18 protein-coding genes are annotated in these 19,672 nt (G+C 53.7%); 16 read left to right on the plus strand and 2 right to left on the minus strand.

The genetic code is table 11. The annotated features are described in order from the left end of the window. Positions 1 to 461: 461 nt before the first annotated feature. Positions 462 to 2,330, minus strand: a complete 1,869-nt coding sequence (gene kup / locus BFV65_RS21300; RefSeq protein WP_006808744.1) for a low affinity potassium transporter Kup — start codon at positions 2,328 to 2,330, stop codon at positions 462 to 464. A gap of 222 nt (positions 2,331 to 2,552) precedes the next feature. Between kup and ravA the strand changes: the two genes are divergently transcribed. Both ravA and viaA read left to right on the plus strand, forming a co-directional pair. Next, a complete protein-coding gene (gene ravA, locus BFV65_RS21305) occupies positions 2,553 to 4,049 on the plus strand; it encodes an ATPase RavA (protein ID WP_022649869.1) in 1,497 nt (498 codons plus the stop codon). Next, positions 4,043 to 5,494 carry an ATPase RavA stimulator ViaA gene (gene viaA / locus BFV65_RS21310; RefSeq protein WP_022649870.1) on the plus strand — a complete coding sequence of 484 codons (1,452 nt, stop codon included), beginning with the start codon at positions 4,043 to 4,045 and terminating at the stop codon, positions 5,492 to 5,494. The genes ravA and viaA overlap by 7 nt, the downstream gene beginning before the upstream one ends. Here the strand turns inward: viaA and asnA are convergent, their stop codons facing one another. Beyond that, on the minus strand, positions 5,495 to 6,487 hold the full coding sequence (gene asnA / locus BFV65_RS21315) for an aspartate--ammonia ligase (RefSeq protein WP_003862385.1): 993 nt from the start codon (positions 6,485 to 6,487) through the stop codon (positions 5,495 to 5,497). Between the two features lie 151 nt (positions 6,488 to 6,638). Here asnA and asnC point away from each other — a divergent pair, with 151 nt between their 5' ends. The 14 genes from asnC (at position 6,639) to glmU (ending at position 19,641) form a co-directional block, all read left to right on the plus strand. Next, a complete protein-coding gene (asnC, locus tag BFV65_RS21320) occupies positions 6,639 to 7,097 on the plus strand; it encodes a transcriptional regulator AsnC (protein WP_023298941.1) in 459 nt (152 codons plus the stop codon). Between the two features lie 90 nt (positions 7,098 to 7,187). Then, on the plus strand, positions 7,188 to 7,637 hold the full coding sequence (mioC, locus tag BFV65_RS21325; protein WP_003862381.1) for an FMN-binding protein MioC: 450 nt from the start codon (positions 7,188 to 7,190) through the stop codon (positions 7,635 to 7,637). A gap of 374 nt (positions 7,638 to 8,011) precedes the next feature. Further along, positions 8,012 to 9,901: a tRNA uridine-5-carboxymethylaminomethyl(34) synthesis enzyme MnmG gene (mnmG, locus tag BFV65_RS21330; RefSeq protein WP_003862379.1), complete on the plus strand. Its 1,890-nt coding sequence runs from the start codon at positions 8,012 to 8,014 to the stop codon at positions 9,899 to 9,901. Positions 9,902 to 10,008: 107 nt separating this feature from the next. Continuing rightward, positions 10,009 to 10,632: a 16S rRNA (guanine(527)-N(7))-methyltransferase RsmG gene (rsmG, locus tag BFV65_RS21335; protein ID WP_022649872.1), complete on the plus strand. Its 624-nt coding sequence runs from the start codon at positions 10,009 to 10,011 to the stop codon at positions 10,630 to 10,632. A gap of 616 nt (positions 10,633 to 11,248) precedes the next feature. Beyond that, entirely contained in the window at positions 11,249 to 11,629 is a 381-nt protein-coding gene (atpI, locus tag BFV65_RS21340) for a F0F1 ATP synthase subunit I (RefSeq protein WP_003862375.1), read from the plus strand. Positions 11,630 to 11,637: 8 nt separating this feature from the next. Beyond that, complete coding sequence (atpB, locus tag BFV65_RS21345; RefSeq protein ID WP_022649873.1) at positions 11,638 to 12,453, plus strand: F0F1 ATP synthase subunit A; 816 nt, start codon at positions 11,638 to 11,640, stop codon at positions 12,451 to 12,453. 49 nt (positions 12,454 to 12,502) lie between these two features. Continuing rightward, positions 12,503 to 12,742, plus strand: coding sequence for a F0F1 ATP synthase subunit C (atpE, locus tag BFV65_RS21350; protein WP_000429386.1), 240 nt, complete (start codon positions 12,503 to 12,505; stop codon positions 12,740 to 12,742). Positions 12,743 to 12,790: 48 nt separating this feature from the next. Next, positions 12,791 to 13,261 carry a F0F1 ATP synthase subunit B gene (gene atpF / locus BFV65_RS21355; protein WP_003862370.1) on the plus strand — a complete coding sequence of 157 codons (471 nt, stop codon included), beginning with the start codon at positions 12,791 to 12,793 and terminating at the stop codon, positions 13,259 to 13,261. A 14-nt stretch (positions 13,262 to 13,275) separates the two neighbouring features. Beyond that, on the plus strand, positions 13,276 to 13,809 hold the full coding sequence (gene atpH / locus BFV65_RS21360; protein WP_003862369.1) for a F0F1 ATP synthase subunit delta: 534 nt from the start codon (positions 13,276 to 13,278) through the stop codon (positions 13,807 to 13,809). A 12-nt stretch (positions 13,810 to 13,821) separates the two neighbouring features. After that, positions 13,822 to 15,363: a F0F1 ATP synthase subunit alpha gene (gene atpA, locus BFV65_RS21365; protein WP_006808751.1), complete on the plus strand. Its 1,542-nt coding sequence runs from the start codon at positions 13,822 to 13,824 to the stop codon at positions 15,361 to 15,363. Between the two features lie 51 nt (positions 15,364 to 15,414). Then, positions 15,415 to 16,278, plus strand: a complete 864-nt coding sequence (gene atpG, locus BFV65_RS21370) for a F0F1 ATP synthase subunit gamma (protein ID WP_003862364.1) — start codon at positions 15,415 to 15,417, stop codon at positions 16,276 to 16,278. A 31-nt stretch (positions 16,279 to 16,309) separates the two neighbouring features. Further along, positions 16,310 to 17,692 carry a F0F1 ATP synthase subunit beta gene (gene atpD / locus BFV65_RS21375; RefSeq protein ID WP_003862362.1) on the plus strand — a complete coding sequence of 461 codons (1,383 nt, stop codon included), beginning with the start codon at positions 16,310 to 16,312 and terminating at the stop codon, positions 17,690 to 17,692. Between the two features lie 20 nt (positions 17,693 to 17,712). Next, positions 17,713 to 18,132 carry a F0F1 ATP synthase subunit epsilon gene (locus BFV65_RS21380; RefSeq protein WP_006177560.1) on the plus strand — a complete coding sequence of 140 codons (420 nt, stop codon included), beginning with the start codon at positions 17,713 to 17,715 and terminating at the stop codon, positions 18,130 to 18,132. 138 nt (positions 18,133 to 18,270) lie between these two features. Then, positions 18,271 to 19,641, plus strand: a complete 1,371-nt coding sequence (gene glmU, locus BFV65_RS21385; RefSeq protein ID WP_023305126.1) for a bifunctional UDP-N-acetylglucosamine diphosphorylase/glucosamine-1-phosphate N-acetyltransferase GlmU — start codon at positions 18,271 to 18,273, stop codon at positions 19,639 to 19,641. The last annotated feature ends 31 nt before the right edge of the window (positions 19,642 to 19,672 follow it).

Consider the following 19,672-nt stretch of genomic DNA (forward strand, 5'->3'; position numbering starts at 1 on the left):
ACAAATTAATGCGAGCACTGAGCAATCCCCTCGCCCCTCCGGGGAGAGGGTTAGGGTGAGGGGAACATACGGCGGTGGTGGTCATTCCGTTCACTTTATGTTCCTTGCTACTCTGTGACGACATGACCGGTGAACGTGCCAGGGTGGCTCAGTCACCACCACCCTGGCTACCCGGGCTCCCGGCGGTAAATCGCCGCTTCGCGGTGCCCTCGGCTTATTCCTTCCGGCTTATCGGGTACGGGCGGAGGCAACGTCCCTGTAAAGCCGCCCTCTCGGCGCATCCCTGCGCCTCGCCCCGGCCGGAAGGCAAACGCCTCAGCGATTTACAGCCGGACCAGGGCATCGCTGACAGCCCTCAGTCATTTAGAAAGCAACTTTATTGCTTCTGCATAAAAAATTACTGGGGATCCCTCAGCCCACAGGGAGAGGGGCTGGGTGAGGGCATCAGGCCGCACTGAGAATTAAATCTCGACCTGCGTCCCCAGCTCAATCACGCGATTGGGCGGGATCTCAAACTGGTCAGGCGCACGCAGGGCGTTACGTTGCAGGATGAGATACAGCTTGCCGCGCAGGCGCAGATACCATGGGCGCTTGCCGATGATCAGCGACTCGTGGGACATAAAGAACGATGTCTCCATCATGCGGCAACTCAACCCTTCCAGACCGCAGCGGTGGAATACCTCTTCCACGTTCGGCGTTTCGCGCCAGCCGTAGCTTGCCACCACGCGCCAGAAGGTTGGCGACAGCTGCTCAATCTGTACGCGTCGCACGTTGTGAACATACGGCGCATCTTCGGTACGCAGCGTCAGCAGGATCACGCGCTCGTGCAGCACTTTGTTGTGCTTAAGGTTATGCATCAGCGCAAACGGGATCACGTTCAGCGCACGAGACATATACACCGCCGTACCCGGCACACGCACCGGCGGGGATTTCTCCAGCGAGGCTATCATCGCCTCCAGAGAATTACCGTGCTCATGCATACGACGCAGCAGGCGGAAACGTTCGCTCTTCCACGTCGTCATCACGATGAACATCACCAGACCCAGCGTCAGCGGCAGCCAGCCACCGGAGACAATCTTATCGAGGTTCGCAGAGAACAGCGGTACGTCGATACAGAGGAAGCCAACCAGGATCAGCCCCACCAGGAACTTATTCCAGTGCCAGTTACGGTACGCCACGGTGGTGGAGAGAATAGAGGTCAACACCATCGTTCCGGTTACCGCGATACCGTACGCCGCCGCCAGATTACTGGAGTGCTCGAAGCTGACGATAACAATCACCACCGCGAAATAGAGCAGCCAGTTGACGAACGGAATGTAGATCTGACCTGACTCCATCTCAGAGGTATGGATAATGCGCATCGGCGAGAGATACCCCAGACGCACGGCCTGACGCGTCAGGGAGAATACGCCGGAAATAACAGCCTGAGAGGCAATGACCGTCGCCAGCGTCGCCAGGATCAGCATCGGAACCAGCGCCCAGTCCGGCGCCAGCAGGAAGAACGGGTTTTTAATCGCTTCAGGATGGGCAAGCAGCAGCGCGCCCTGGCCGAAGTAATTCAGCACCAGTGAAGGCAGAACAACGCTAAACCAGGCGACGCGAATTGGGAGTTTCCCGAAGTGGCCCATATCTGCATACAGCGCTTCAACACCGGTAATGGAAAGCACTACCGCGCCCAGCGCCACAAACGACACCACTTTATATTCCAGGAAGAAATGCACCGCCCACATTGGGTTCAGCGCATGCAGGACATCCGGGTTGGCGATAATACTGCGTAAGCCCAGCGCCGCCAGGATCAGGAACCAGGCCAGCATAATAGGCGCGAACAGCTTACCCACCAGCCCGGTACCGTGTTTTTGTATAGCAAACAGCAACGTCAGCACGATAATAGCGAGTGGCACCACCCACGTATCAAGCTGAGGCGCGACAATCTCCAGCCCCTCTATGGCCGACATCACCGAAATCGCTGGCGTAATCACGACTTCCCCATAGAAGAAGCTGCCGCCAATCAGGCCAATGATGACCAGCACGGAGGTCATTCTTGCAGACGTATTGCGCCCAGCAAGGGACATCAGGGTCAGAATACCGCCCTCGCCCGCGTTATCAGCCCGCATAACGAAAGAGAGATACTTAAGGGAGACCACCAGGATCAGCAGCCAGAAGATGAGCGAGAGGAAACCAAATACGGCGTCACGCTCTACACCAAAACCAAACTGACCGGACAAACATTCACGAAGCGTATAAAGCGGGCTGGTGCCGATATCACCGTAGACAACCCCGATCGCTGCAAGCGTTACTGCGGGTAATGATTGCTTATTATCAGTGCTCATAGACTAGTCTTTTCGTTTGAATAACAAATGTGTGCTTAGTCCCTTGGCCCACAAAAAGCGCACAGTATGCACGATTCAATGCAAAATCGTACCCCTAAATGCAGCCGCATTAATGTAGCGCAAAGAAAATAGCGCCGCACTTCAGCCTATTACCAGGCCAGACCGAAACGTCTATACTCGCTTCAATTAGCCGCCACGACGGCGAAAGGATGCAAAACTATTATGGCTCACTCACATTTATTAGCAGAAAGAATTTCCCGCCTCAGCAGTGCGCTGGAGAAAGGCCTATACGAGCGTAGCCACGCCATTCGCCTCTGTTTACTTGCGGCGCTGAGCGGGGAAAGCGTGTTTCTGCTGGGTCCGCCGGGCATTGCCAAAAGTCTGATCGCACGCCGCCTCAAATTCGCTTTCCAGAACGCTCGCGCATTCGAGTATTTGATGACGCGCTTCTCCACGCCGGAAGAAGTTTTCGGCCCGCTCTCCATTCAGGCGTTAAAAGATGAGGGACGCTATGAACGTCTGACGGCGGGCTATCTCCCGGAAGCGGAAATCGTCTTTCTTGATGAGATCTGGAAAGCCGGCCCGGCCATTCTGAATACCCTGCTGACGGCAATCAACGAACGCCGCTTCCGCAACGGCGCGAGCGAAGAGAAGATCCCCATGCGGTTGCTGGTGGCCGCGTCTAACGAACTTCCCGAAGCCGACAGCAGCCTGGAAGCGCTGTATGACCGCATGCTGATCCGCCTGTGGCTGGATAAAGTCCAGGACAAATCGAACTTCCGCTCAATGCTGGTAAGCCAGCAGGACGAAAACGAAAATCCGGTGGCACCATCATTACAGGTCACGGACGAAGAGTATGACCAGTGGCAGGAAGAGATAGGCAAAATTAAGCTGCCCGATGCCGTCTTTGAGCTGATCTTCATGCTGCGCCAGCAGCTTGATTTATTGCCCTCCGCGCCGTACGTCTCCGACCGTCGCTGGAAAAAAGCCATTCGTCTGCTTCAGGCAAGCGCCCTGTTCAGCGGCCGCGATGCTGTCGCCCCCATCGATCTGATCCTGCTGAAAGACTGTCTGTGGCACGACGCAGAAGGGATGAATCTGATGCAGCAGCAGCTGGACGTTTTGATGACCGGGCACGCGTGGGGTCAGCAATCCATGCTTAATCAACTGGGGGCGATTGCCCAACGTCGTCTTCAGCTTCAGCAGCAGCAAAGTGACAAAACCGCGCTGAAGGTGAACCGTCTTGGCGGGATGTTTGCCCGTAAACCGCACTATGAACTGCCAGCCGAGCTGACTGACGCCTCGCTCACGCTTCTTCTTCAGCAGCCGCTAAAGCTTCATGATATGCAGGTGGTGCACGTGACGATCGAACGCGTTGCGCTGGTTCAGTGGCTGGATAAGGGCGGCGAGATCCGCGGTAAACTCAACGGTATCGGCTTTGCACAGCCGCTGTCGATGGAAGTCGACAGCAGCCAGCACCTTGTGATCCGCGACGTCAGCCTTCAGGGATCGCGCCTGGCGCTGCCGGGCACGGCCTCTGACAGTCTTCCGGAGGAGATCAAACAGCAGCTCGAAGCGCTGGATAACGAATGGCATCAGCAGCACACGCGCTTCAGCGAGCAGCAGAAATGCCTCTTTATCCATAGCGACTGGTTAGGTCGCATTGAAGCCAGCTTGCAGGATGTCAGCGCGCAGATTAAACAGGCGCGTCAATGCTAACGCTGGACACGCTTAACGTCATGCTGGCGGTTAGCGAGGAAGGGTTGATCGAAGAGGTCGTCATTACCCTGCTCGCTTCACCGCAGCTGGCGGCCTTCTTTGAAAAATTTCCGAAGCTCAGAAAAGCAATGACGGACGATCTTCCCCGCTGGCGCGATAACCTGCGCCAGCGGTTTAAGGAGACGGAAGTCCCGCCGGAACTGACAGAGGAAGTGGCTGGTTACCAGCAGTGCCAGCGGCTTTCAACGCCGCAGTTTATTGCCCAGCTACAGCAAACCCTGACGCTGCTAGATAACGTTCACTCCCCGTTTGCCAGCCAGGCCAGAGCGCTGGTCACGGACAACCCCAGCTTTACTCCCGCCCTGCATACGCTGTTTTTACAGCGCTGGCGGCTCAGTCTTGTCGTTCAGGCCACCTCTCTCAACCAGCAGTTGCTGGACGAAGAGCGCGAACAGCTGTTAAGCGAAGTTCAGGAGCGGATGACGTTAAGCGGCCAGCTAGAACAGGTGCTGGTGGAGAATGAAAACGCCGCCGGTCGACTCTGGGATATGAGTGCCGGTCAGTTAAAACGTGGCGATTATCAGTTGATCGTGAAGTACGGCGACTTTCTGGCACAACAGCCGGAGCTGATGAAGCTTGCAGAACAGCTTGGTCGTTCCCGGGAGGCCAGGTCAATTCCAAAGAAAGATGCGCCGATGGAAACCTTCCGTACGCTGGTACGCGAGCCCTCCACCGTACCGGAGCAGGTGGACGGCTTACAGCAAAGCGATGATATCCTGCGCCTGTTGCCTACGGAACTCAGCACGCTGGGAATGACCGAACTGGAGTATGAGTTTTATCGTCGGCTGGTGGAAAAACAGCTTCTTACCTATCGGTTGCATGGCGAAGCCTGGCGCGAAAAAATCAGCCAGCGCCCGGTGGTGCATCAGGACTTTGATGAGCAACCGCGCGGTCCATTCATTGTTTGCGTAGATACGTCCGGATCGATGGGGGGATTTAACGAGCAGTGTGCAAAAGCGTTCTGCCTGGCTCTGATGCGCGTGGCGCTCGCCGATCGTCGTCGCTGCTACATCATGTTATTTTCCAGCGAAGTGGTGGGGTATGAACTGACCAGCCCACAGGGGCTGGAGCAGGCGATCCGCTTTTTAAGCCAGCGCTTTCGCGGCGGCACCGATCTGGCCAGCTGTTTTCGCAGCATCATTGAGCGCATGCAGGGCGGAGACTGGTACGACGCGGATGCGGTGGTGATTTCCGATTTTATTGCCCAGCGGCTGCCGGACGACGTCGTGAATAAAGTGAAGGAGATGCAGCGCGTGCACCAGCACCGTTTCCATGCCGTGGCGATGTCTGCACATGGAAAACCCGGCATCATGCGCATCTTCGATCACATCTGGCGCTTTGATACCGGGTTGCGTAGCCGCCTGCTCAGACGCTGGCGACGTTAATTAAAGAAGAGAACCGACGCTCTCACGTACCTGCTGCGGCCAGACCCCACACTGTACCTGACCGATATGGGACAGTTGCAACAGCAGCATGGTCAGACGAGACTGGCCAATACCACCGCCGATGGTCTGCGGCATTTCACCGCGCAGCAGCGCCTGGTGCCATTCCAGTTGCAGACGATCTTCATCACCGGTCACGGCCAGCTGACGCTTCAGTGCTTCAGCATCCACGCGGATCCCCATCGAAGAGAGTTCAAACGCATCTTCCAGAACCGGGTTCCAGACCAGAATATCGCCGTTCAGACCGGCATATTCGCTCTCGCCCACGGTGCTCCAGTCATCGTAATCCGGCGCACGGACGTCGTGACGTTTACCATCAGACAATTTCCCGCCAATGCCGATCAGGAATACCGCGCCCAGCTCTTTGGCGATCGCGCGTTCACGGCCTTTGGCATCCAGATCCGGGAAACGGCTCAGCAACTCCTGACTGTGAACAAAGTGGATCGTTTCCGGCAGGAACGGTGCCAGACCAAACTCTTTGCTCACGGCCGCTTCGGTCGCTTTGATCCCGGCGTAGATCGCCTCAACGGTAGATTTCAGCGTACCGACGTGACGCTCGCCGTCACCCATTACGCGCTCCCAGTCCCACTGGTCAACGTAGACAGAGTGAATGGGGGACAGGCGGTCTTCATCGGGGCGAAGGGCTTTCATATGCGTGTAAAGCCCTTCGCCCGCGCTGAAGTCGTGTTGTCCCAGGGTTTGACGCTTCCACTTCGCCAGGGAGTGAACCACTTCGAACTGGGCGTCTGGCAGTGTTTTCACTTTTACCTGTACCGCTTTTTCGCAACCAGACAAGTTATCCTGCGTCCCGTCACCCACGCGGCTCAGAATCGGCGCCTGCACTTCAATAAGGCCAAGCTTCTCTTCCAGCTGGCGAGAAAAATGGGATTTAACGAAACTGATCTGGCGTTGTTTTGCGATGTAAGCGGTTTTCATTATTTATACTCCTGCGTCCTGTTGATACTGATTAAGCAACAGAACAGGCGCTTAATTCAATAACCCATCAACAAAAAGCCACCTTCACTTTTGATTCGTTAAAATAAGACGCTAGAATAGAAGGAATCATTAATCTTCATAAGAAAAACCTATGGAAAATTATCAGATCGACAATCTGGACCGCGGCATTCTGGAAGCGCTCATGGCCAACGCACGCACCGCGTATGCCGAACTGGCGAAACAATTTAGCGTCAGCCCGGGGACCATTCACGTTCGCGTAGAGAAAATGAAGCAGGCCGGGATCATCACCGGCGCACGCATTGATGTCAGCCCGAAGCAACTCGGCTACGACGTCTGCTGCTTCATTGGCATTATTCTGAAAAGCGCCAAAGATTACCCCTCCGCGCTGGAGAAGCTGAACGCGCTGGATGAAGTCACTGAGGCGTACTACACCACCGGGCACTACAGCATCTTTATAAAGGTCATGTGCCGATCCATCGACGCCCTCCAGCAGGTACTTATCAACAAGATCCAAACAATCGATGAAATTCAGTCCACCGAAACCCTGATCTCCCTGCAAAACCCGATCATGCGTACTATCCGCCCGTGATCGGGCAATTTCATTCCCACATTTTCCACAGGTAGATCCCAGCTCGTTCACAGCGTACAATGGCCGCCTCTTTATCTGAGCGAGCGATCAATGGCGGACATTACTCTTATCAGCGGCAGCACCCTGGGCGGTGCGGAATATGTAGCGGAACATCTGGCTGAGAAGCTGGAAGACGCGGGCTTTTCTACACAAACGCTGCACGGACCGCTGCTGGAAGATCTCCCGACTGACGGGGTCTGGCTGCTGATCACCTCCACGCACGGCGCGGGCGATCTGCCGGATAACCTGCAACCTTTATATGACGAACTGCTGGAACAACAGCCCGATCTGTCAAACGTCCGGTTTGGCGCTGTAGGGATCGGTAGCCGTGAATATGACACTTTCTGTGGCGCAATAGAGAAAGTAGAAGCTGCGGTGACCGCCTGCGGAGCAAAACAGCTGGGTGAAACGCTGAAGATCAACATCCTCGATCATGATATTCCCGAAGATCCAGCCGAGATCTGGCTCGCGGAATGGAAAAATTTACTCAAAAACGATTAAAGATCGTGCGATCGGATGTGGATAACTCTGGTTAAAAGCTCGTATTAACCCGTAGTTATCCAAAGAACAACGTTAGTTTAGTTTTTGACCTGTGTATAAAGTGGCGATCTGATCCCAGCTTATACGGTCCAGGATCACCGATCATTCACAGCAAACGATCCTTCCTAACTGCATGATCTTATTTATGGGATCGGACTTATCCACAAAGGTCTGCGATCCTAATAAGAGATCACAATAGAACAGATCTCTAAATAAAAAGATCTTCTTTTTAATAGCCCAGGATCCCAATGCTTTCTCGAAAGACTAAAGTTGAGTAGAATCCACGGCCCGGGCTTCAATCCATTTTCATACCGCTTTACGCGAGGCAGACCACCATGTTTTATCAGGATCCTTTTGACGTCATCATCATTGGCGGGGGTCACGCAGGCACTGAGGCCGCAATGGCCGCAGCGCGAATGGGTCAGCAGACCCTGCTTTTGACACACAATATCGACACGCTGGGACAAATGTCCTGTAATCCGGCGATTGGCGGCATTGGGAAAGGACACCTGGTAAAAGAAGTGGATGCACTTGGCGGCCTGATGGCGAAAGCGATCGATCATGCGGGCATTCAGTTTAGGATACTAAACGCGAGTAAAGGTCCGGCTGTTCGCGCCACCCGTGCACAGGCAGACCGCGTGCTTTACCGTCAGGCTGTGCGCACCGCGCTGGAAAACCAACCGAACCTGATGATCTTCCAGCAGGCTGTAGAAGATCTTATCGTGGAAAACGATCGTGTTGTTGGCGCCGTGACCCAGATGGGTCTCAAGTTCCGCGCAAAAGCGGTGGTGCTGACGGTCGGGACATTCCTGGACGGTAAAATCCATATTGGTCTGGACAACTACAGCGGTGGCCGTGCGGGCGATCCGCCGTCGATTCCGCTGTCTCGTCGTCTGCGTGAGCTGCCGCTGCGCGTAAGCCGCCTGAAAACCGGTACGCCGCCGCGAATTGATGCGCGTACCATTGATTTCAGCGTACTGGCACAGCAGCACGGTGATAACCCGATGCCGGTGTTCTCGTTCATGGGCAATGCGGCGCAACATCCGCAGCAGGTACCGTGCTACATCACGCACACCAATGAAAAAACCCATGACGTGATCCGCAATAACCTCGATCGCAGCCCAATGTACGCCGGCGTGATCGAAGGGATCGGCCCACGTTATTGCCCGTCGATCGAAGATAAAGTGATGCGCTTTGCCGATCGTAACCAGCATCAGATCTTCCTCGAACCTGAAGGGCTGACCTCGAACGAAATTTACCCGAACGGCATCTCCACCAGCCTGCCGTTCGACGTGCAGATGCAGATTGTGCGTTCAATGCAGGGGATGGAAAACGCGAAGATCGTTCGTCCTGGCTACGCTATTGAGTACGATTTCTTCGATCCGCGTGACCTGAAGCCGACGCTGGAAAGCAAATTCATCCAGGGTCTGTTCTTCGCAGGCCAGATTAACGGCACCACCGGGTACGAAGAAGCTGCCGCACAAGGGCTGCTGGCCGGTCTGAACGCCGCTCGCTTCTCTGCCGAGAAAGAGGGCTGGGCACCGGCGCGTTCTCAGGCTTACCTGGGCGTTCTGGTCGACGATCTCTGCACGCTGGGGACCAAAGAACCGTACCGCATGTTTACTTCTCGTGCGGAATATCGCCTGATGCTGCGCGAAGACAATGCCGATCTGCGTCTGACCGAGGTGGGCCGCGAATTGGGTCTGGTGGATGACGAACGCTGGGCGCGCTTCAACGAGAAGCTGGAGCGTATCGAACAGGAACGTCAGCGCCTGAAAACCACCTGGGTGAATCCGCAGGCGGAAACTGCTGCTGAAGTGAACGCTCACTTAACTGCGCCGCTTTCGCGCGAAGCCAGTGGTGAAGATCTGCTGCGCCGTCCTGAAGTCACCTACGAGAATCTGGTCAAACTGACCGCGTTCGCACCGGGCCTTGAAGACGCTGAAGCGGCTGAACAGGTCGAGATTCAGGTGAAATACGAAGGTTACATCGCGCGTCAGCAGGATGAGATCGAAAAACAGCAGCGCAACGAAAATACGCTGCTGCCGGAAATGCTGGACTATCGTCAGGTGACGGGGCTTTCCAACGAAGTGATCGCTAAGCTGAACGATCACAAACCTGTGTCGATTGGCCAGGCCTCACGTATCTCCGGTGTCACACCTGCCGCGATTTCGATTCTGCTGGTGTGGCTGAAAAAGCAGGGTATGCTGCGCCGCAGCGCGTAATTAACATTGCTTTTGGCGGGTGGCGCTTCGCTTACCCGCCCTACTTAATCGTAGGCCCGGTAAGCGGCAGCGCCACCGGGCGAAAAATCTCTCAACAGGTATCCACCGTGCTCAATAAACTCTCTCGTCTGCTGGAACAGGCAGGTATTTCGCTCACCGATCACCAGAAAAATCAGCTGGTGGCCTATGTCGATATGCTGAACAAATGGAATAAAGCGTACAACCTCACCTCCGTACGCGATCCCAACGAGATGCTGATTCGCCATATTCTCGATAGCATCGTTGTGGCGCCGTATCTTACCGGTGAACGTTTTATCGACGTGGGCACCGGTCCGGGCTTGCCGGGCGTTCCGTTGTCTATTGTTCGACCGGAGAGTCATTTCACGCTGCTGGACAGTCTGGGCAAGCGCGTACGCTTTTTACGACAGGTTCAGCATGAGCTGAAGCTGGAAAACATCACACCCGTGCAGAGCAGGGTAGAGGAGTTCCCGGCAGAGCCACCGTTTGACGGCGTTATCAGCCGCGCGTTTGCCTCACTCAATGACATGGTGAGCTGGTGCAAACACCTGCCGGCGGATAAGGGCCGTTTTTATGCGCTGAAAGGGCAACTTCCGGGGGACGAAATAGAGCAGCTTCCGGACGGTTTTGCAGTGGAATCCATTGAAAAACTCCAGATCCCTCAGCTCGAAGGTGAGCGTCATCTGGTGATAATTAAGCCAAACACATTTTAAAAAATTAATAAAAAATGTGGAATTTGTGCTGTTCTGATGGTGTTAAAAAGCAGCACATCCAGTCTGATTTGGCCGTAGTTAATTTAACCTTGTTTTCACCATGGATTTTCTTACGGTTAACCTGAAGTGATTCGTTCACCCTGAAGATAGTCAACCATGAAAATATCAGCCTGCTAAAAGTGGGTAAAGGCAACAAGAATGAAATGTTAAATATTTATTAAGAATGTCAATAAAAGGTTTTTGTTGTATACGGCTCTGTTTTAAAAATAGTTGCGATTTTTTTGCTTTAATTTCAATCGGATGAAATAAATCGTTTTACGTCTTTGATAAATACCACTTTATCGCAAATGTGTATTTTGTGATCTCGTGCACGCTTTATCACCAACGTTTCCGCGCTGTTTGCAGTTTTGCCTGAAGGTTGGCACTGAGTTCAAAAGTTGAAAAATAGGACTGGGGAAAAATATTTAAACATTTATTCACCTTTTCGCTACTTAATGTTTGAAATCACGGGTACGCACCGTATAATTTGACCGCTTTTTGATGCTTGACTCTGAGCCTTAAAGGACGTTTTATACGACACGCGGCATACCTCGAAGGGAGCAGGAGTAAAAACGTGATGTCTGTGTCGCTCTTGAGTAGAAACGTTGCTCGTAAGCTTCTGTTCATTCAGTTTCTGGCTGTGATAGCAAGTGGACTGCTGTTTAGCCTCAAAGACCCCTTCTGGGGCATCTCCGCCGCGTGCGGAGGTTTGGCGGTGGTTCTGCCAAACGTGTTGTTTATGATTTTTGCCTGGCGTCATCAGGCGCATACACCCGCCAAAGGCCGCGTGGCCTGGTCCTTCGCTCTCGGCGAAGTGTGTAAGGTGTTGCTGACCTTTGCTCTACTGGTGATGGCGCTGGCGGTTTTGAAAGTGGTATTCATGCCGCTGATAGCAACGTGGGTTTTGGTGCTGGTGGTACAAGTTCTGGCTCCAGCTGTAATCAATAACAAAGGGTAAAAGGCATCATGGCTTCAGAAAATATGACGCCGCAGGATTACATAGGTCACCATCTGAATAACCTTCAGCTGGACCTGCGTACATTCTCGCTGGTGGATCCACATAACCCCCCGGCCACCTTCTGGACGATCAACATCGACTCCATGTTCTTCTCGGTGGTTTTGGGTCTTCTGTTCCTGGCCATGTTCCGCGGTGTTGCTAAACGAGCGACCAGCGGTGTTCCAGGGAAATTCCAGACGTTCATCGAGATGATCATCGGCTTCGTCCATGGCAGCGTCAAAGACATGTACCATGGTAAGAGCAAGCTGATTGCTCCGCTGGCCCTGACCGTGTTCGTTTGGGTCTTCCTGATGAACCTGATGGACCTTCTGCCTATCGATTTCCTGCCGTGGATCGGCGAGCATGTCTTCGGTCTGCCTGCACTGCGCGTGGTTCCGTCTGCCGACGTGAACATCACCCTGTCGATGGCGCTGGGCGTATTTATCCTGATTCTTTTCTACAGCATCAAAATGAAAGGCGTAAGCGGCTTTGTGAAAGAGCTTACCTTGCAGCCGTTCAACCACTGGGCGTTTATTCCGGTCAACCTGATCCTGGAAGGCGTTAGCCTGCTGTCCAAACCTGTTTCACTGGGTCTGCGACTGTTCGGCAACATGTATGCGGGTGAGCTGATTTTCATTCTGATCGCGGGTCTTCTGCCGTGGTGGTCACAGTGGATTCTGAATGTGCCATGGGCCATTTTCCACATCCTGATCATTACGCTGCAAGCCTTTATCTTCATGGTTCTGACGATCGTCTATCTGTCGATGGCGTCTGAAGAGCACTGATTTTTTACCAACACTACTACGTTTTAATTGAAACAAACTGGAGACTGTCATGGAAAACCTGAATATGGATCTGCTGTACATGGCTGCCGCTGTGATGATGGGTCTGGCGGCTATCGGTGCTGCGATCGGTATCGGCATCCTCGGGGGCAAATTCCTGGAAGGCGCAGCGCGTCAACCTGATCTGATTCCTCTGCTGCGTACTCAGTTCTTTATCGTTATGGGTCTGGTGGATGCAATCCCAATGATCGCTGTAGGTCTGGGTCTGTACGTGATGTTTGCTGTCGCGTAGTAGTTGTTTTAAAACCCCAAGCCACAGAAATTTAAGAGGTATTGTGCTGTGAACATGAACGCAACAATCCTCGGCCAGGCCATCGCGTTTATTCTCTTTGTCTGGTTCTGCATGAAGTATGTATGGCCGCCTTTAATGGCTGCCATCGAAAAACGTCAGAAAGAAATTGCTGACGGTCTGGCTTCCGCAGAACGCGCTAAGAAAGATTTGGACCTTGCACAGGCCAACGCGACAGACCAGCTGAAAAAAGCGAAAGCTGAAGCTCAGGTAATCATTGAACAGGCTAACAAACGCCGTTCTCAGATCCTGGACGAAGCCAAAGCTGAAGCAGAACAGGAACGTACTAAGATCGTGACACAGGCTCAGGCTGAAATTGAAGCTGAGCGTAAACGTGCTCGTGAAGAACTGCGTAAGCAGGTTGCGATTCTGGCTGTTGCTGGCGCCGAGAAGATCATCGAACGTTCCGTGGATGAAGCTGCTAACAGCGACATCGTGGACAAACTTGTCGCTGAACTGTAAGGAGGGAGGGGCTGATGTCTGAATTTGTTACGGTAGCTCGCCCCTACGCCAAAGCAGCTTTTGACTTTGCTGTCGAACACCAAAATGTCGATCGCTGGCAGAATATGCTGGCGTTTGCCGCTGAGGTGACGAAAAACGAACAAATGGCCGAGTTGCTTTCTGGTGCGTTAGCGCCTGAAACCCTCGCCGCGTCGTTTATCGCCGTGTGCGGAGAGCAACTGGATGCCAACGGCCAGAACCTGATTAAGGTGATGGCGGAAAATGGTCGTCTCCGTGTGCTCCCGGATGTTCTCGAGCAGTTTGAGCACTTACGTGCCCTTAGTGAAGCTACCGCTGAAGTTGAAGTAACTTCCGCGACTGAACTGAGTGATGAACAGCTTGCGAAAATCACCGCCGCGATGGAAAAACGTCTGTCACGCAAAGTTAAGCTGAATTGCAAAATCGATAAGTCTGTAATGGCAGGCGTAATCATCCGTTCGGGTGATATGGTCATTGATGGCAGCGTACGCGGCCGTCTTGAGCGCCTTGCAGACGTCTTGCAGTCTTAAGGGGACTGGAGCATGCAACTGAATTCCACCGAAATCAGCGAACTGATCAAGCAGCGCATTGCTCAGTTCAGTGTTGTGAGTGAAGCTCACAACGAAGGTACTATTGTTTCTGTAAGTGACGGTGTTATCCGCATCCACGGCCTGGCCGATTGTATGCAGGGTGAGATGATTTCCCTGCCGGGTAACCGTTACGCTATCGCACTGAACCTGGAGCGCGACTCCGTAGGTGCCGTTGTGATGGGTCCATACGCTGACCTTGCCGAAGGCATGAAGGTTAAGTGTACTGGCCGTATTCTGGAAGTGCCGGTTGGCCGTGGCCTGCTGGGTCGCGTTGTTAACACCCTGGGTGCGCCAATCGACGGTAAAGGTCCGGTTGAGCACGATGGCTTCTCTCCAATCGAAGTTATCGCACCAGGCGTTATCGACCGTCAGTCCGTTGATCAGCCAGTGCAGACGGGTTATAAGTCCGTTGATGCCATGATCCCAATCGGTCGTGGTCAGCGTGAACTGATCATCGGTGACCGTCAGACCGGTAAAACCGCGATGGCAATCGACGCCATCATCAACCAGCGTGATTCCGGCATCAAATGTGTGTACGTGGCTATCGGCCAGAAAGCGTCCACCATTTCCAACGTGGTTCGTAAACTGGAAGAGCACGGCGCACTGTCTAACACCATCGTTGTGGTAGCAACTGCGTCTGAATCTGCTGCACTGCAATACCTGGCACCATACGCTGGTTGCGCAATGGGCGAATACTTCCGTGACCGCGGTGAAGATGCGCTGATCGTATACGATGACCTGTCTAAACAGGCTGTTGCTTATCGTCAGGTTTCCCTGCTGCTCCGTCGTCCACCAGGACGTGAAGCATTCCCGGGCGACGTATTCTACCTCCACTCTCGTCTGCTGGAGCGTGCTTCCCGCGTTAATGCGGAATACGTCGAGAACTTCACCAAAGGTGAAGTGAAGGGTAAAACAGGTTCTCTGACCGCTCTGCCGATCATTGAAACCCAGGCGGGTGACGTTTCTGCGTTCGTTCCGACCAACGTAATCTCCATTACCGATGGTCAGATCTTCCTGGAAACCAACCTGTTTAACTCCGGTATTCGTCCGGCGGTTAACCCGGGTATCTCCGTATCCCGTGTGGGTGGTGCTGCTCAGACCAAGATCATCAAGAAACTGTCCGGTGGTATCCGTACCGCGCTGGCACAGTATCGTGAACTGGCTGCGTTCTCTCAGTTCGCATCCGATCTGGACGAAGCAACCCGTAAACAGCTGAGCCACGGTCAGAAAGTGACCGAGCTGCTGAAGCAGAAACAGTACGCGCCAATGTCTGTTGCTCAGCAGGGCCTGGTACTGTTCGCGGCTGAACGCGGTTACCTCGAAGATGTGGAACTGGCGAAAATCGGTAGCTTCGAAGCCGCTCTGCTGGCTTACGTCGACCGTGATCACGCTCCGCTGATGCAAGAGATCAACCAGACCGGTGGCTATAACGACGAAATCGAAGGCAAGCTGAAAGCTATCCTCGATTCCTTCAAAGCAACCCAATCCTGGTAATCGTCCGGCGGCTTGTCTCAGGACAAGCCGTCTGGCATTGAGGAGAAGCTCATGGCCGGCGCAAAAGAGATACGTAGTAAGATCGCAAGCGTCCAGAACACGCAAAAGATCACTAAAGCGATGGAGATGGTCGCCGCTTCCAAAATGCGTAAATCGCAGGATCGCATGGCGGCCAGCCGTCCTTATGCAGAGACCATGCGCAAAGTGATTGGTCACCTTGCAAACGGTAATCTGGAATATAAGCACCCTTACCTGGAAGAACGCGACGTTAAGCGCGTGGGCTACCTGGTGGTGTCGACTGACCGTGGTCTGTGTGGCGGCTTGAACATTAACCTGTTCAAAAAACTGCTGGCGGATATGAAAGGCTGGTCCGATAAAGGCGTTCAGTGCGATCTGGCACTGATTGGCTCTAAAGGCGTCTCTTTCTTTAACTCCGTTGGTGGCAACATTGTCGCTCAGGTGACCGGTATGGGTGATAACCCGTCCCTGTCCGAACTGATCGGCCCGGTTAAAGTGATGTTGCAGGCCTACGATGAAGGCCGTCTGGACAGACTGTACGTTGTCAGCAACAAATTTATTAACACCATGTCTCAGGTGCCTACGCTCACTCAGATGCTGCCGTTACCGGCATCAGAAGATGACGAGCTGAAACAGAAAGCCTGGGATTACCTGTATGAACCCGATCCGAAACCGCTGCTGGATACCCTGCTGCGTCGTTACGTTGAATCTCAGGTTTATCAGGGCGTTGTAGAAAACCTGGCCAGCGAGCAGGCCGCACGAATGGTGGCGATGAAAGCCGCGACCGATAATGGCGGCAGCCTGATTAAAGAGCTGCAGTTGGTTTACAACAAAGCTCGTCAGGCCAGCATTACTCAGGAACTCACCGAGATCGTCTCGGGGGCCGCCGCGGTTTAACCAGGTTTACGAATTACGTAGAGGATTCAAGATGGCTACTGGAAAGATTGTCCAGGTAATCGGCGCCGTGGTGGACGTCGAGTTCCCTCAGGACGCCGTACCACGCGTGTACGACGCGCTTGAGGTACAAAATGGTAACGAGAGCCTGGTGCTGGAAGTTCAGCAGCAGCTCGGCGGCGGTATCGTGCGTACCATCGCCATGGGTTCTTCCGACGGTCTGCGTCGTGGTCTGGAAGTGAAAGACCTTGAGCACCCGATCGAAGTCCCGGTAGGTAAAGCAACACTGGGTCGTATCATGAACGTATTGGGTCAACCAATCGACATGAAAGGCGACATCGGTGAAGAAGAGCGTTGGGCTATCCACCGCGCGGCACCTTCCTACGAAGAGCTGTCCAGCTCTCAGGAACTGCTGGAAACCGGCATCAAAGTTATCGACCTGATGTGCCCGTTCGCGAAGGGTGGTAAAGTTGGTCTGTTCGGCGGTGCGGGTGTAGGTAAAACCGTAAACATGATGGAGCTGATCCGTAACATCGCGATCGAGCACTCCGGTTACTCCGTGTTTGCGGGTGTTGGTGAACGTACTCGTGAGGGTAACGACTTCTACCACGAAATGACCGACTCCAACGTTCTGGATAAAGTATCACTGGTTTACGGCCAGATGAACGAGCCACCAGGAAACCGTCTGCGCGTTGCGCTGACTGGCCTGACGATGGCTGAGAAGTTCCGTGACGAAGGCCGTGACGTTCTGCTGTTCGTTGATAACATCTACCGTTACACCCTGGCCGGTACTGAAGTATCTGCACTGCTGGGTCGTATGCCTTCAGCGGTAGGTTATCAGCCTACGCTTGCGGAAGAGATGGGTGTTCTTCAGGAACGTATCACCTCTACCAAAACTGGTTCTATCACCTCCGTTCAGGCGGTATACGTACCTGCGGATGACTTGACTGACCCATCTCCAGCCACCACCTTTGCTCACTTAGATGCAACCGTGGTACTGAGCCGTCAGATCGCGTCTCTGGGTATCTACCCGGCCGTTGACCCGCTGGACTCTACCAGCCGTCAGCTGGATCCACTGGTTGTTGGCCAGGAACACTACGACACCGCGCGTGGCGTACAGTCCCTGCTGCAACGTTACCAGGAACTGAAAGACATCATCGCCATCCTGGGTATGGATGAACTGTCTGAAGAAGACAAACTGGTGGTAGCACGTGCGCGTAAGATCCAGCGCTTCCTGTCCCAGCCGTTCTTCGTTGCGGAAGTATTCACCGGTTCTCCAGGTAAATACGTTTCCCTGAAAGACACCATCCGTGGCTTTAAAGGCATCATGGAAGGCGAATACGATCACCTGCCAGAGCAGGCGTTCTACATGGTTGGTTCCATCGAAGAAGCCGTGGAAAAAGCCAAAAAACTTTAACGCCTTAATCGGAGGGTGATATGGCAATGACTTACCACCTGGACGTCGTCAGCGCAGAGCAACAAATGTTCTCTGGTCTGGTCGAGAAAATCCAGGTAACGGGTAGTGAAGGTGAACTGGGTATTTTCCCGGGTCACGCACCGCTGCTCACCGCCATTAAGCCTGGTATGATCCGCATCGTTAAACAGTTCGGTCATGAAGAGTTTATCTATCTGTCCGGCGGCATTCTTGAAGTGCAGCCAGGCAGTGTGACCGTTCTGGCCGATACCGCTATTCGTGGCCAGGATCTCGACGAAGCGCGAGCCCTGGAATCGAAGCGTAAGGCTGAAGAGCACATTAGCAGCTCTCATGGTGACGTGGATTACGCTCAGGCGTCTGCGGAGCTGGCCAAAGCGATCGCGAAACTGCGCGTTATCGAGTTGACCAAAAAAGCGATGTAACACCGGCTTGAAAAGCACAAAAGCCAGTCTGGATCCCAGGCTGGCTTTTTTTTTCGGCCTTAATTCATGATGAAAAAGATGTAGAATTTTAAGCATCAAACGTTTTTACTTCTCACACAAACTACCGTCAGGATGCGTATGTTAAACAGTGCGATGAGCGTGGTGATCCTTGCTGCAGGCAAAGGTACCCGCATGTATTCCGATCTGCCTAAAGTGCTCCACACACTGGCAGGAAAGCCAATGGTGCAGCATGTTATTGATGCAGCTAATGAATTAGGCGCCAGCCAGGTGCATCTGGTTTATGGACATGGCGGCGATCTGCTGAAAAAAACGCTGCGTGACGACAATCTCAACTGGGTGCTACAGGCAGAACAGCTGGGTACGGGTCATGCAATGCAGCAGGCTGCACCCTTCTTCGCTGATGATGAAGACATCCTGATGCTCTACGGCGACGTCCCGCTGATCTCCGTTGAAACCCTCACTCGCCTGCGTGAAGCCAAACCGCAGGGTGGCATTGGGTTGTTAACCGTCGTGCTGGACGATCCAACCGGCTATGGCCGCATTACGCGTGAAAACGGCAAGGTAACCGGGATTGTTGAGCATAAAGATGCCACTGACGAACAGCGTCAGATTCAGGAGATCAACACCGGCATCCTGATTGCGAACGGTGCAGATATGAAGCGCTGGCTGTCCAAACTCAATAATAACAACGCGCAGGGTGAATACTACATCACCGACATCATTGCGATGGCGTACCAGGAAGGGCGTGAGATTGCCGCCGTTCATCCGGCGCGTATCAGCGAAACGGACGGGGTAAACAACCGTCTACAGCTGTCACGCCTGGAGCGTATTTACCAGTCCGAGCAGGCAGAAAAACTGTTGCTGGCGGGCGTTATGCTGCGCGATCCGGCGCGTTTCGATCTGCGTGGCACGCTGACCCACGGGCGCGACGTTGAAATAGATACTAACGTTATCCTGGAAGGTAACGTCACGCTGGGCAACCGCGTCAAAATCGGCACCGGCTGTGTGATTAAAAACAGCGTGATCGGTGACGACTGCGAAATCAGCCCGTACAGCGTGGTAGAAGATGCGCGTCTGGATTCCGCCTGTACCATCGGCCCGTTTGCGCGTCTGCGCCCGGGCGCTGAGCTGCTGGAAGGCGCTCATGTAGGTAACTTCGTGGAAATGAAAAAAGCACGTCTCGGTAAAGGCTCGAAAGCCGGTCATCTGACCTATCTGGGCGATGCGGAAATTGGCGACAACGTAAACATCGGTGCAGGGACGATTACCTGTAACTATGACGGTGCCAATAAGTTTAAAACCATCATCGGTGATGACGTGTTTGTAGGTTCCGATACCCAGCTGGTGGCGCCTGTTACCGTGGGCAAAGGCGTGACCATTGCCGCCGGGACAACCGTTACGCGCGATGTGGCCGAGAACGAGCTGGTGTTAAGCCGCGTTCCGCAGGTCAGTAAGCAGGGCTGGAAACGCCCGGTGAAGAAAAAGTAACGACAATATACACCCCTCACCCTGACCCTCT

Source organism: Enterobacter hormaechei subsp. hoffmannii (assembly GCF_001729745.1).
Classification (GTDB): Bacteria; Pseudomonadota; Gammaproteobacteria; order Enterobacterales; family Enterobacteriaceae; genus Enterobacter; species Enterobacter intestinihominis.

Excerpts from the sequence above, each read along its gene's own strand:
- atpA (WP_006808751.1), top strand. The coding sequence starts at position 13,822 with ATGCAACTGAATTCCACCGAAATCAGCGAACTGATCAAGCAGCGCATT.
- asnC (WP_023298941.1), top strand. The coding sequence starts at position 6,639 with ATGGAAAATTATCAGATCGACAATCTGGACCGCGGCATTCTGGAAGCG.
- BFV65_RS21380 (WP_006177560.1), top strand. The coding sequence starts at position 17,713 with ATGGCAATGACTTACCACCTGGACGTCGTCAGCGCAGAGCAACAAATG.
- atpI (WP_003862375.1), top strand. The coding sequence starts at position 11,249 with ATGTCTGTGTCGCTCTTGAGTAGAAACGTTGCTCGTAAGCTTCTGTTC.
- atpH (WP_003862369.1), top strand. The coding sequence starts at position 13,276 with ATGTCTGAATTTGTTACGGTAGCTCGCCCCTACGCCAAAGCAGCTTTT.
- glmU (WP_023305126.1), top strand. The coding sequence starts at position 18,271 with ATGTTAAACAGTGCGATGAGCGTGGTGATCCTTGCTGCAGGCAAAGGT.
- atpG (WP_003862364.1), top strand. The coding sequence starts at position 15,415 with ATGGCCGGCGCAAAAGAGATACGTAGTAAGATCGCAAGCGTCCAGAAC.
- mnmG (WP_003862379.1), top strand. The coding sequence starts at position 8,012 with ATGTTTTATCAGGATCCTTTTGACGTCATCATCATTGGCGGGGGTCAC.
- asnA (WP_003862385.1), bottom strand. The coding sequence starts at position 6,487 with ATGAAAACCGCTTACATCGCAAAACAACGCCAGATCAGTTTCGTTAAA.
- atpB (WP_022649873.1), top strand. The coding sequence starts at position 11,638 with ATGGCTTCAGAAAATATGACGCCGCAGGATTACATAGGTCACCATCTG.
- ravA (WP_022649869.1), top strand. The coding sequence starts at position 2,553 with ATGGCTCACTCACATTTATTAGCAGAAAGAATTTCCCGCCTCAGCAGT.
- atpD (WP_003862362.1), top strand. The coding sequence starts at position 16,310 with ATGGCTACTGGAAAGATTGTCCAGGTAATCGGCGCCGTGGTGGACGTC.
- mioC (WP_003862381.1), top strand. The coding sequence starts at position 7,188 with ATGGCGGACATTACTCTTATCAGCGGCAGCACCCTGGGCGGTGCGGAA.
- atpE (WP_000429386.1), top strand. The coding sequence starts at position 12,503 with ATGGAAAACCTGAATATGGATCTGCTGTACATGGCTGCCGCTGTGATG.
- kup (WP_006808744.1), bottom strand. The coding sequence starts at position 2,330 with ATGAGCACTGATAATAAGCAATCATTACCCGCAGTAACGCTTGCAGCG.
- viaA (WP_022649870.1), top strand. The coding sequence starts at position 4,043 with ATGCTAACGCTGGACACGCTTAACGTCATGCTGGCGGTTAGCGAGGAA.